Origin of the sequence: Streptomyces sp. NPDC008092, assembly GCF_042957285.1 — a bacterium.
Taxonomy (GTDB): Bacteria; Actinomycetota; Actinomycetes; order Streptomycetales; family Streptomycetaceae; genus Streptomyces.
Genome location: NZ_JBIBHY010000010.1, coordinates 202,113 through 214,208, shown reverse-complemented (window position 1 = coordinate 214,208; position 12,096 = coordinate 202,113). Strand labels below are relative to the sequence as shown.

9 protein-coding genes and 1 tRNA gene are annotated in these 12,096 nt (G+C 67.7%); 8 read left to right on the top strand and 2 right to left on the bottom strand.

The features are described 5' to 3' along the window. The first annotated feature begins 1,415 nt into the window (after positions 1-1,415). Positions 1,416-1,871, top strand: a complete 456-nt coding sequence (locus ACFZB3_RS30870; protein WP_365351136.1) for a hypothetical protein — start codon at positions 1,416-1,418, stop codon at positions 1,869-1,871. 257 nt (positions 1,872-2,128) lie between these two features. Here the strand turns inward: ACFZB3_RS30870 and ACFZB3_RS30865 are convergent, their stop codons facing one another. Then, the gene (locus ACFZB3_RS30865) at positions 2,129-2,353 is read right to left on the bottom strand and encodes a helix-turn-helix domain-containing protein (protein WP_391381029.1); all 225 of its coding nucleotides are present in this window, start codon (positions 2,351-2,353) and stop codon (positions 2,129-2,131) included. Between the two features lie 261 nt (positions 2,354-2,614). Here ACFZB3_RS30865 and ACFZB3_RS30860 point away from each other — a divergent pair, with 261 nt between their 5' ends. Next, positions 2,615-3,460, top strand: a complete 846-nt coding sequence (locus ACFZB3_RS30860; protein ID WP_391381027.1) for a hypothetical protein — start codon at positions 2,615-2,617, stop codon at positions 3,458-3,460. Positions 3,461-3,474: 14 nt separating this feature from the next. Next, positions 3,475-5,256 carry a hypothetical protein gene (locus tag ACFZB3_RS30855; RefSeq protein ID WP_391381025.1) on the top strand — a complete coding sequence of 594 codons (1,782 nt, stop codon included), beginning with the start codon at positions 3,475-3,477 and terminating at the stop codon, positions 5,254-5,256. Between the two features lie 198 nt (positions 5,257-5,454). On the opposite strand, the gene ACFZB3_RS30850 is transcribed toward ACFZB3_RS30855, so the two are convergent. Then, positions 5,455-5,538, bottom strand: a tRNA-Leu gene (locus ACFZB3_RS30850). 408 nt (positions 5,539-5,946) lie between these two features. On the opposite strand from ACFZB3_RS30850, the gene ACFZB3_RS30845 reads away from it, so the two are divergent. From ACFZB3_RS30845 to ACFZB3_RS30825, 5 genes are all read left to right on the top strand, one after another. After that, on the top strand, positions 5,947-6,816 hold the full coding sequence (locus ACFZB3_RS30845; protein WP_391381022.1) for an FhaA domain-containing protein: 870 nt from the start codon (positions 5,947-5,949) through the stop codon (positions 6,814-6,816). A 10-nt stretch (positions 6,817-6,826) separates the two neighbouring features. Next, on the top strand, positions 6,827-7,351 hold the full coding sequence (locus ACFZB3_RS30840; RefSeq protein WP_093500760.1) for an FHA domain-containing protein: 525 nt from the start codon (positions 6,827-6,829) through the stop codon (positions 7,349-7,351). Between the two features lie 98 nt (positions 7,352-7,449). After that, entirely contained in the window at positions 7,450-9,015 is a 1,566-nt protein-coding gene (locus tag ACFZB3_RS30835) for a Stp1/IreP family PP2C-type Ser/Thr phosphatase (protein ID WP_391381448.1), read from the top strand. 30 nt (positions 9,016-9,045) lie between these two features. Further along, positions 9,046-10,485: an FtsW/RodA/SpoVE family cell cycle protein gene (locus tag ACFZB3_RS30830; protein WP_391381019.1), complete on the top strand. Its 1,440-nt coding sequence runs from the start codon at positions 9,046-9,048 to the stop codon at positions 10,483-10,485. Further along, a complete protein-coding gene (locus tag ACFZB3_RS30825) occupies positions 10,482-11,966 on the top strand; it encodes a penicillin-binding transpeptidase domain-containing protein (RefSeq protein ID WP_391381017.1) in 1,485 nt (494 codons plus the stop codon). The genes ACFZB3_RS30830 and ACFZB3_RS30825 overlap by 4 nt, the downstream gene beginning before the upstream one ends. Positions 11,967-12,096 lie beyond the last annotated feature (130 nt).

Sequence of the window (12,096 nt, the reverse complement as noted above, 5' to 3'; positions counted from 1 at the left end):
TTCTTTTGCTTGGGTGCCCCGGCCCCCCCGGGCAACCCCGCGGCCCCCCCCCCCCCCCCCCCCCCCCGGCCGCCCCCCCGGGCCAGGCCCCCGAACGATTCCTGGTCCTGGCCACCACGCACGGCGACCGGGCATCACCCCTGCGTCAGACGCTGGAGTGGTCGGACCTGCGCGAGTAAATCTTGGCGCCGGCAGACGTCGGCCCCGCTCACGCGCACATGGTGGTTCGCCTCGGCTACGGCCCCGAATGGCCGGCGTCACAGCGCCGCAGCGGAGCCCGGATGACTTCGAAGAGCGCCTGACGGTCCGTTCGGCCACACCGCGACTCAGCGCGTTCGTGCCGGTGGCCCGATCGTCCTTGATCGTGGCTGCCCTTTCGCTGCCACCTGCGCGACGAGCGGCCTCCTGCGCGCACAGGGCGTGCGGACCTGTGCCCTCGGCAACCCAGGCGTTCAGCTTCCTCGCACGTCTGGCTCCTCCAGGCACAACACGACGGAGGGAGGCAGGGGCACATCAGCAGGGCCGCAAGCACGACAGGCACAAGGACACGCTGCACACCTTGCAATAGTTGGCGGCTCATCTCCGAACCGGTCTCCGAGCTCTCCCCCGCCCCGGCCTCTTGATCGGTCTTCGCGCATGGCACCCGCGACAGGGCGCCGCGCTAGTGCAGCGCAGCCAAGCCACCAATACCGCCGCTATCCGTCCCCAGGTGGCCTCTCCTTCCCGCTGGGGCACCTGTCATTCCCTGTCGCCTGTGCGCATGCTCATGCCCGATGGACCACCCTCGCCTACCCCTCAGGCAGTCAGCCTGGCGTGGCGAGCCCCTGCAGCAGACCACCAGGGAAAGCAGATGGACATGCACATGTGCCCGCGAACTGCTCACGCCCTATGCCCGAGATGGCGTCCTGCAAAACGCTCGCACCCCACGTCCCCCTCTGCCCCCTCTGCAGCCGAGGAGAGTCGAACGGGCAGCCACCTGGGGGGCTCTGGACAACACTGCCTACCCGTCCGCCCTACCCATGACAGGAAGCCCGGACCTCGTCAGGCATATGCAGGTGAAGTGGGACTTCCCGGCCATAGCCAGGTATGCCCATACCCAGGGCGGCATCGGATACCCACAAAGACATGAACCCAGAGGTACCTCGCACTCCGAAAAGTCAATTCACAGAAACAGGAGAAACAACCTAATAAACCGGAAAGGAAATTAGCCACCCCCCATGACAGCACAGGTCGGCACCAGGAAACCACAGAGCGGAAACGTTACAGCAAACAAGGTAACACGTCGGTGTACATATAGGGGCTTTTCGAGCATCTTCGAACCCAAACGGCAAAGGTAATTGATCATGTCGCCAGTTCGAGTGAAATACCCCTTGCGAAGAAGGTTACAGATGCCCTGTCATAGGTACGGTTCACAAATGATTGAGGACGTTCCATGGGAAGCGTTTGCCGGCGACCCGGACACGTACGTCGAGAGGCTTGAAGAGAAGGAAGAGGACCTACAGAAGGACCTTTACAAGGTGCGCCAGGAGCTGCGCCTGATGCGCCAGCTGAAGAAGCACAAGGACACTGCGGAGGAGTGGAAGCGAAGCGGCATCCCCGACCAGCGGCAGCAGTCGCTGGACGATGAGGACGAAAACGAACTGACAGCACCCAACGGCCAGGGCCAGACCCGAAAGGACCGCATCCGCGAGCTCATGCGCCAGGATCCGCAGCGACTCTGGAAGGCAGGTTCCATGGCAGAAGCCCTGGGCGTCCCCACCAAGACGAAGAGCGTTCGCGTGACCATGGACGAGCTCGTGCGCGCCGGTGAACTCGTAAAGCACCCGGGTTCGAATTACCAGCACGCCACCGGGATCCGACAGAACCTGTAGAGCAAACTCGAACATCGATTCTACACAACAAAAGACGGCCGCCACCTGGAATTTCTTCCGCGGTGGCGGCCTACAGCGACGAACCTCCCGAGAACTTTCCACAGAGCCGGATCAGTTCGTGCCTCGCTGTATTTTACGGACGGCCTCGTGCCGCCGGTAGCGCGTTGCGAAATATGGTCCTGCCCTTCGCTCGAAGGGATGACCGCCTCGTGTTCAGCCTCGAACAGCCCTTCTTTCGGCCCCAATGGCCGCCGCCGTCACACTTCCCGCCCCGGCCACAGGTCCGCTTCCAGAGCTTTTTCCAGATTGGCGATGGTGAGCAGGTCAGGCCAGGCTTCGCCGGCCAGCGCCTTGGCAATCGTGTAGCGGGCGACCCCACTGCGCCGGGCCAGCTCGGCGGCCGACCAGCCCTTCTCGGTGATCGCCGTCTGGAGCCTGAAGGCCAGCGCCTGGGCGACGCGCGCCCCGTGATGCTCCTCCATGACGGCCTCAGGCCACGTGCCGCGGGCGCAGTAAGCGCGCGGCGGCAGACGGCGGGCATCTCCTTGGGGCATGAGGTGAAGTCTGACCCATCCGGTCCTCCCCGGTCGCGCGGGACTACTGCCGCAGCTACATGTTATTCGAATAGCATTCCGCCCGCCGGGGTGCTGGTGTGGCGGCATGTGATGAGTCAGCGGATTGATTCCTACGGCCCGTCCGGCTCCCCCGCGGGGTGGAGCCGAGTCGGCGATGAGGTGCGCCGTGTGGTCCGCCTCGCCGATCCGCTGCTGCCCTACCAAGCGCGCGAACTGCTTTCGGCCCTGGCCCAGTTGGCGCTCTTCTGCAACGGTGAGGGCCTTCCCGGCAAGGCAGAAGTGTGGCTGGTCCGGGAGGTGATCGAGCGGTTCATCGCGGTGGGCTGCCCCACCGTGAAGGAGACCACCAGGGGCAACTACCGGTCCCGGCTTCTGCGGCTCAGTGAAGTCGTTTTGGGCGGTGAATGCCGGACGGGGAAGCCCGCCAAGCTGTCGGCCTCGATTCCCAACAGCCCTTACGGCCGGTCCGAGATCGCGGATCTGTGGGGCTGGGCCAGCGGACAGCCCACCGAGGAACTGCGATGGGGTTGCAAGACCCTCATGGCGCTCGGGCTCGGTGTCGGTCTTGACTCGCCCGAGGCCATCCCCCTACGGGTCCATGACGTCCGCCGGGCCTCGGGTACCGGTGGTCCGGCCGTCGTGGTCACCCGCGGGCCGCGGAAACGGGAGATCCTCTGCCGTCGTCCCTGGGAAGGGGTTCTGGCCTCCGCCGCCGACCGCCTCGACGCCTCAGGCACCGCGCGGTACCTGTTCCGCCCCAACTGCCACAGTCGTGGCACCAACACCGTCACGAACTTCCTGGCCCGCGCTCAGCCCAGTCCGGACGTCCCCCGACTCGTCATGGGCCGTCTCCGGTCCACATGGCTGGTCGAACTCTTCGAAGAGCGGCTTCCCATCACCGTCATCGTGGCCGCAGCAGGCGTCGACACCCTCCACGGCCTCTCACGCATCCTGCCGTTCCTCACCCCTGTCCCCGCAGAGGAAGCCGCACGCCTGTTGCGAGGCAGCGGATGACAGCTCCTCGGGGTATGCCCAGCGATCGGCACGAGCGCCTTCTGTCGATGCGGGACGAGCGCAGATTCATCGACGACACCGACGTGGAGATCGCAATCGGCGAGGTCGACAACAGCCAACTCGTCCCGTTGCTTGAGGAGTTCGTGCACCTCCCGCGCGGCCGGCACCGCACCCTGCACCTCAGAAGCCTTCTGATCGGCCTGCACCTCTGCACCCAGGACACCGGCGGGAAGATCGTCCTGGAACGGGTCACCGACATCCTGTACTTCCGCATCAGCCCCCGCCTGCGCGCCCTGCTCGGCGTACCCGACTACGAGGACCACGACCAGGGATTCGAGGCTGCCTACGCCGTCGTCCGGCGCCTCTTCCACGCGATGAAAGACGCGATGAACCCCTCCCCTCTGCCGCCCAACGGTCACCTCTCACGCGCAGAGGCCAATGCCCTGACGACGGCAGCCGACATCGACGACCTGGCGGAGCGGGAACGGCGGCTGGCCCTGTTCACCGAGTTCGTGCTGGACGCCTCCGTACGGCCCCTCCACACCCTTCTGAGCGAACTGGCAGAGGTCTCCCTGGGCATCGATGCCACCCCCGTCCGCACGTTCTCCCGCGGTCGCCGTACGAAGGGCCCCGAGCTCGCCACCGACCCGGACGCCGGCTGGTACGTGCGCGACGGCGACCACCGGGACCCCGACGCACCCGTGTCCGAGTCCATGCGCCCGACTCCTCCACCCGCGAAACCGGGCAAGGCCCAGGCCGCCGAGGACAAGAAGAAGACCTCGCTCCGGAAGAAGTACCTCTTCGGCTTCGACGCCCACCTCATCGTGACCCGTGACGCCGAACACGACGCCGTACTCCTCGACAACGGCACCCCGAACCCGGACGTCCTCCCGGCCCTCGTCCTCGGCGTCGCCCTGGACAAGCCCGGTCAGCGTCCCGCCTACAACGGCCTGAAGATCCTCGACCGACTCCGGGACCGGGGCTACAAGCCCGGCTACCTGGCCGGCGACCGCGCCTACAACAACTCCGAGCCTGAGGAGTGGCAGCTTCCCGTCCGGGCCATGGGCTACAAGCCGGTCTACGACTACCGGGCAGACCAGCTCGGCAGGCAGGGTGGCACGCAGGGCGCCATCCTCGTCGAGGGCCGCTGGTACTGCCCGTCCATGCCCGAGCCCCTCATCAACGCCACCATCGACCTGCACGCCGAACGCATCGACCGCGAGACATGGGTCCGGCTGATCGCCGCCCGCCGCGGATACCGCCTCATGCCCAAGCAGAACGCCGACGACGAGGGCTACCAGCGGATGATGTGCCCCGCCGAAGCGGGCAAGGCCCAGTGCACCATCAAGCAGCACACCATGGGCCGCGGCATCCACCTCCCCCTTGTCGACCCCGAGCCCAGCCCAGTCGGCCCGCTGAAGATCTGCCGCCAGAAAGCCATCACCGTCAGCCCGGAAGCCGGTGCCAAGCACTGGCAGGCCCTGGAGTACGGCGGCCCGGAATGGCAGAAGGTCTACTTCCGGCTCCGCAACAGCGTCGAGGGCTACAACGGCTACGCCAAGAACCCCCTCGCCGAGGGCATCGAGTCCGCAGGCTCCCGCCGCATCCGTGGGATCGCCGCGCAAACGATCCTGCTCGCCTTCCAGCTGGCCCACGCCAACCGCCGCAAGATCAGGAAGTGGCTGGACACTCTCGCCCTCGGCGGCGAACGCCCGCGGCGCCGCACCCACCATCGCCGGCCGACCAAAGAGCGGAAGACCTGGACGCCGACGGGGCACCTGGCACCCGTTGCGTAGAGCAAACCGGCCCCTGGCACCGCAGCACAACGAAGACAGGCCCCACCCGTGAGATAGCTCACGAGTCGGGGCCTTCCGTATGCCTTGCCAAGGCCGTGCGATGCCTCACAGTCGCCAAACGATCACCGCACAACGAGAAACGGACCCCCACCGTGACTTCCGTCACTGGTGAGAGCCCGTTCCGTCGGTTTCTCTCTGTGCGCGAGGGGGGAGTTGAACCCCCACGCCCTTGCGGGCACTGGAACCTGAATCCAGCGCGTCTGCCTATTCCGCCACCCGCGCATTGGGTGTGTCTTCCGGCTTCAGCCCCGTTATTTCCTTTGGGCTGGCCCCTTCCGACATCGAGAACACTAGCACGTGGGGCAGGGTGGGTTCACATCCCTTATCCAGGGGCAGCGCCCACCTGGTGACCACGTACCGAGCGGTCTGCGTTCACGTATCAACCTCGTACCGGTCGAGCCCATCTGTCCAGGAGACGGATCGGGTCCACAGTCAGGTGCGGGACACTGGTCGTGGGCCACCTCTACGATCCTTGGCAGAACGAACGCGATCCTGGGCAGGAGAAGCACGCCGAGGAGTTCGAAGGGGGGCCGCTGGGGGAACCGGCTGATTGCCGGGCGCGTAGATACGATCAGTGAGCGGTAACGGCAACGGCAGGCAGTACGGGCAAGGCGACAGAGGAGGTGCCCTGTGGGAGTCCTGAAGAAGTTCGAGCAGCGTCTCGAAGGTCTGGTCAACGGCACCTTCGCCAAGGTGTTCAAGTCCGAGGTCCAGCCCGTGGAGATCGCCGGCGCGCTGCAGCGTGAGTGCGACAACAACGCGACCATCTGGAACCGGGACCGGACCGTCGTACCCAACGACTTCATCGTGGAGCTGAGCGCGCCGGACTTCGAGCGGCTCAGCCCCTACTCCGGGCAGCTCGGCGACGAGCTCGCCGGGATGGTCCGCGACTACGCCAAGCAGCAGCGCTACACCTTCATGGGGCCGATCAAGGTCAACCTGGAGAAGGCCGACGACCTCGACACCGGCCTGTACCGGGTGCGCAGCCGCACGCTCGCGTCCTCCAGCAACCAGCAGGCCCCCGAGCGCGCCCCCGCGAGCGGTGCCCCGCAGCGCGCCGGCGGCTACGGCCAGCCGCAGCAGAGCGCCGCGGCCCCGCCGATGCCGAGCGCCCCGCCGCCCGGCGGCCGCCCCGGCGGCTACGGGTACCCGCAGCCGACCCAGCCGGCCGCCCAGCGGCCGCCCTCGGGTCCCGTCGGCGCCCCGGCGCCCGGCGCCCGCACCCGCTACTGGATCGAGATCAACGGCACCCGCCACCAGATCTCCCGCGCGACGCTCGTGCTGGGCCGCAGCACCGAGGCCGACGTGCGGATCGACGACCCCGGCGTCTCCCGCCGGCACTGCGAGATCCGGACCGGAACGCCCTCGACGATCCAGGATCTCGGATCCACCAACGGCATCGTGGTGGACGGGCAGCACACCACCCGCGCTACGCTCCGCGACGGCTCGCGGATCGTCGTGGGCAGCACCACCATCATTTACCGGCAAGCCGAAGGGTGAAGCGGGGGCAATGTCAGAGCTGACCCTCACGGTCATGCGGCTGGGTTTCCTGGCCGTACTGTGGCTGTTCGTGATCGTGGCCGTGCAGGTCATCCGCAGCGACCTGTTCGGTACGCGCGTCACCCAGCGCGGATCGCGTAGGGAAGAAGGACGCCGGCAGCAGCCGGCCGCCCGCCAGCAGGCCGCACCCCCGCAGCAGCGCGGCCAGCAGCCCGCGGCCGGCGGCCGCCAGCGCCGTAACGCCCCGACCAAGCTGGTCGTCTCCGAAGGCACCCTCACCGGTACGACGGTCGCGCTCCAGGGTCAGACCATCACCCTCGGCCGCGCCCACGACTCCACGATCGTGCTGGACGACGACTACGCCTCCAGCCGTCATGCCAGGATCTACCCGGACCGCGACGGCCAGTGGATCGTCGAGGACCTCGGCTCGACCAACGGCACCTACCTGGACCGGTCCCGGCTGACGACCCCCACGCCGATCCCGCTGGGCGCGCCGATCCGCATCGGCAAAACCGTCATCGAGCTGCGGAAGTAGTGCTACATCATGAGTAGGCGCGAGCGGAGCGAGCACGCGGCGGCGGACCGGACGCCGGTCCTTCGCGCGCTCCCGACCGGAGGGTGGGCACCGTGCGGATGTACCCGGAGCCGACGGGCGAGGTGCGCATGAGTCTGTCACTGCGCTTCGCCGCCGGATCGCACAAAGGCATGATCCGGGAGGGCAACGAGGACTCCGGTTACGCCGGTCCCCGCCTGCTCGCCATCGCCGACGGCATGGGCGGCCAGGCCGCCGGCGAGGTCGCCTCCTCCGAGGTGATCTCCACCCTGGTCACGCTCGACGACGACGTGCCCGGCTCCGACATCCTCACCTCCCTCGGCCACGCCGTGCAGCGCGCCAACGACCAGCTGCGCGCCATGGTCGAGGAGGACCCGCAGCTGGAGGGCATGGGGACCACCCTCACCGCTCTGCTGTGGACCGGCCAGCGGCTCGGCCTCGTGCACGTCGGCGACTCCCGCGCCTACCTGCTCCGGGACGGCGTGCTCACGCAGATCACCCAGGACCACACCTGGGTGCAGCGGCTCGTCGACGAGGGCCGGATCACCGAGGAAGAGGCCACCACCCACCCGCAGCGCTCGCTGCTGATGCGCGCCCTCGGCAGCGGCGACCACGTCGAACCCGACCTGTCGATCCGCGAGGTCCGCGCCGGCGACCGGTACCTGATCTGCTCCGACGGGCTCTCCGGGGTCGTCTCCCACCAGACCCTGGAGGAGACCCTCGCCAGCTACCAGGGCCCGCAGGAGACCGTGCAGGAGCTGATCCAGCTCGCGCTGCGCGGCGGCGGCCCCGACAACATCACGGTCATCATCGCGGACGTCCTCGACCTGGACACCGGCGACACCCTCGCGGGCCAGCTCTCCGACACCCCGGTCGTGGTCGGCGCCGTCGCCGAGAACCAGCAGCACCTGCACGACAACGGCTACATGCAGACCCCGGCAGGCCGGGCCGCCAACCTCGGCCGGCAGGGGCACGGACACGGCGGCGGCGGCGAGTTCGGCCCGCCCGGCTCCGGCGACACCACCGGCTACGTCCCGACCGACAGCTTCGGCGACTACACCGACGACGACTTCGTCAAGCCCCGCACGGGCCGCAAGTGGCTGAAGAGATCCTTCTTCGGCATCCTCGCCCTCGCCGTGATCGGCGGGGGCCTGTACGGCGGCTACCGCTGGACGCAGACCCAGTACTACGTCGGCGCCAACGGCGAGCACGTCGCGCTCTACCAGGGCATCAGCCAGGACCTGGCCTGGGTGTCACTGTCGAAGGTGGAGACGGACCACCCCGAGATCGAACTCAAGTACCTGCCGCCCTACCAGCAGAAGCAGGTCAAGGCGACCATCGCCGAGGGCGGCCTCAAGGACGCCCAGTCGAAGGTCCAGGAACTGGCCGTGCAGGCATCCGCCTGCAAGAAGGAGTCCGAGCGCACCGCCGCCGAGTCCAAGACCAGCTCCAAGACCGGCCAGGGCGAGGCCGGAGGCACCACGGGAACCACCAAGACCTCTCTCACGTCCAAGGCCTCGCCCACACCGTCGAACTCGGCGTCCTCCACGGCGTCACCGTCCCCGTCCCCCTCAGCGACCCCCAGCCCCGGCCCCACCCTCTCGGAGGATGAGCAGAAGGTCGTCTCGCTGTGCGGTAAGCAGTAGCAGGCAAGCCGTGAGAGGCCCCGTCACACGATGAGCAGTACTACCAACACGTCGACGAACCACACGTCCACGATCGGCTCCATCGGCACACCGAGCCGGCGCAACACCGAGCTCGCGCTCCTGGTGTTCGCCGTCGCCATCCCGGTGTTCGCCTACGCCAACGTGGGCCTGGCCATCAACGACAAGGTCCCCGCCGGACTGCTGAGCTACGGACTCGGCCTCGGCCTCCTTGCCGCCGTCGCCCACCTCGTGGTCCGCAAGTTCGCCCCCTACGCGGACCCGCTGCTGCTGCCGCTGGCCACCCTGCTCAACGGCCTCGGCCTGGTCGTCATCTGGAGACTCGACCAGTCCAAGCTGCTCCAGTCGATCCACGTCTCCGGCGGCAAGGCCACCAACCAGCTGCTCTACACCGCGATGGGCATCGCCCTGTTCATCGTCGTCCTGATCTTCCTCAAGGACCACAGAGCACTCCAGCGCTACACCTACATCTCCATGGTGGCCGCGCTCTTCCTGCTGCTGCTCCCGCTGGTCCCGGGCCTCGGCCTGAACGTCTACGGCGCCAAGATCTGGATCTCCGTCGGCGGCTTCACCATCCAGCCCGGTGAGTTCGCGAAGATCGTCCTCGCGGTGTTCTTCGCCGGCTACCTGATGGTCAAGCGGGACGCCCTCGCGCTCGCCAGCCGCCGCTTCATGGGGCTCTACCTGCCGCGCGGCCGCGACCTGGGCCCGATCCTGGTCGTCTGGTTCATCTCGATCCTCATCCTGGTGTTCGAGACCGACCTCGGTACCTCGCTGCTGTTCTTCGGAATGTTCATCATCATGCTGTACGTCGCCACCGAGCGGACCAGCTGGATCGTCTTCGGTCTGCTGATGTCGGCGGCCGGCGCGGTCGGCGTGGCCAGCTTCGAACCGCACGTCCAGCAGCGCGTCCAGGCCTGGCTCGACCCGATGAAGGAGTACACGCTCTCCCGGCAGGGCGTCGCCGGCCACTCCGAGCAGGCGATGCAGGCCCTGTGGGCGTTCGGCTCCGGCGGCACCCTCGGCACCGGCCTCGGCCAGGGCCACTCCGACCTGATCCGGTTCGCCGCCAACTCCGACTTCATCCTCGCCACCTTCGGCGAGGAGCTCGGCCTCGCGGGCATCATGGCGATCCTGCTCATCTACGGCCTGATCGTCGAGCGCGGCGTGCGCACCTCCCTCGCCGCCCGCGACCCCTTCGGCAAGCTGCTCGCCGTCGGCCTCTCCGGCGCCTTCGCCCTCCAGGTCTTCGTCGTCGCCGGCGGTGTGATGGGCCTCATCCCGCTCACCGGTATGACGATGCCGTTCCTCGCGTACGGCGGTTCCTCCGTGATCGCCAACTGGGCCCTCATCGGCGTGCTGATCCGCATCAGCGACACCGCCCGCCGCCCCGCCCCGGCCCCCGCGGCCAACCCCGACGCCGAGATGACCCAGGTGGTCCGCCCCTCATGAACAAGCCCCTGCGCCGGATCGCCATCTTCTGCGGCCTCCTCGTCCTCACCCTGCTGCTGCGCGACAACTGGCTCCAGTACGTCAAGGCCGACACCCTCCGCGAGGACCCCGCCAACCGCCGCGTCACCATCGCCCGCTACTCCACCCCGCGCGGCGACATCATCGTCGACGGCAACCCGGTCACCGGCTCCACCGCGTCCGGCTCCTCCGGTCTCAACGACCTGAAGTACAAGCGCACCTACAAGAACGGCCCCATGTGGTCGCCGGTCACCGGCTACGCCTCCCAGGCCTTCGGCGCCAACCAGCTGGAGAGCCTTGAGGACGGCATCCTCACCGGCAACGACGACCGGCTCTTCTTCCGCAACACCCTCGACATGATCACGGGCAAGCAGAAGCAGGGCGGCAACGTCGTCACCACCCTCAGCGCGGCCGCCCAGAAGGCCGCGTACGACGGCCTGAAGGCCCAGGGCGGCAAGGGCGCCGTCGTCGCCCTGGAGCCCTCCACGGGCAAGATCCTGGCCCTCGCCTCCTACCCGTCGTACGACCCCTCCGCCTTCGCCGGCACCTCGGACACCGACGCCGAGGCCTGGAAGAAGCTCCAGAAGAAATACAACCCGAACGACCCGATGCTGAACCGGGCGCTGCGCGAGACCTACCCGCCGGGCTCCACCTTCAAGGTCGTCACCGCCGCGGCCGCCCTGGAGAACGGCCTGTACAAGTCGGCCGACGAGAACACCGACTCCCCGCTGCCCTACGTCATGCCCGGCACCACCACCGAGCTGAAGAACGAGGGCAGCATCCCCTGCAAGAACGCGACCATGCGGATCGCGCTGCGCTACTCCTGCAACACCGTCTTCGGCAAGATCGGCGCCGACCTCGGCAACGACAAGATGCTCGCCGAGGCGAAGAAGTTCGGATTCGACTCCGAGCAGTTCACCCCGGTCCGCTCCAGCGCCTCGGTCTTCTCCGACAACATGAACCAGTCGCAGACCGCGCTGTCCTCGATCGGCCAGTACAACACCGCCGCGACCCCCCTCCAGATGGCCATGGTCGCCTCCGCGGTCGCCAACGACGGCAAGCTGATGAAGCCGTACATGATCGACAAGCTGCAGTCGTCGAACCTCGACACCATCTCCCAGACCGACCCCGAGGAGATGAGCCAGCCGCTCTCCTCCTCCAACGCGCAGATCCTCCAGTCCATGATGGAGACGGTCGTCAAGGACGGCACCGGCAAGAACGCCCAGATCAACGGCATCACCGTGGGCGGCAAGACCGGTACCGCCCAGCACGGCGTGGAGAACAGCGAGAACCCCTACGCCTGGTTCATCTCCTACGCCAAGCTCCCCGACGGCAGCAAGCCCGTCGCCGTCGCCGTGGTGATCGAGGACGACCAGGCCAACCGCGACGACATCTCCGGCGGCGGCCTCGCGGCCCCGATCGCGAAGAGCGTGATGGAGGCAGTCATCAACTCCAAGAAGTGACCCCGCTCACGTCCCCTTCACATCGGTGCACGTTGACATACCGGTCCTGTATCGGGTTACGGGCTTGGCCAGGTCACACAAACACAGCCGGGTACGGTAGGCCCGGACGGCAGCCTCCGACCGCACACCC

Bases quoted from the DNA above. Each gene is read 5' to 3' on its own strand.
- ACFZB3_RS30870 (WP_365351136.1), top strand. From the start codon at position 1,416: ATGATTGAGGACGTTCCATGGGAAGCGTTTGCCGGCGACCCGGACACG.
- ACFZB3_RS30865 (WP_391381029.1), bottom strand. From the start codon at position 2,353: ATGGAGGAGCATCACGGGGCGCGCGTCGCCCAGGCGCTGGCCTTCAGG.
- ACFZB3_RS30855 (WP_391381025.1), top strand. From the start codon at position 3,475: ATGCCCAGCGATCGGCACGAGCGCCTTCTGTCGATGCGGGACGAGCGC.
- ACFZB3_RS30840 (WP_093500760.1), top strand. From the start codon at position 6,827: ATGTCAGAGCTGACCCTCACGGTCATGCGGCTGGGTTTCCTGGCCGTA.
- ACFZB3_RS30835 (WP_391381448.1), top strand. From the start codon at position 7,450: ATGTACCCGGAGCCGACGGGCGAGGTGCGCATGAGTCTGTCACTGCGC.
- ACFZB3_RS30830 (WP_391381019.1), top strand. From the start codon at position 9,046: ATGAGCAGTACTACCAACACGTCGACGAACCACACGTCCACGATCGGC.
- ACFZB3_RS30825 (WP_391381017.1), top strand. From the start codon at position 10,482: ATGAACAAGCCCCTGCGCCGGATCGCCATCTTCTGCGGCCTCCTCGTC.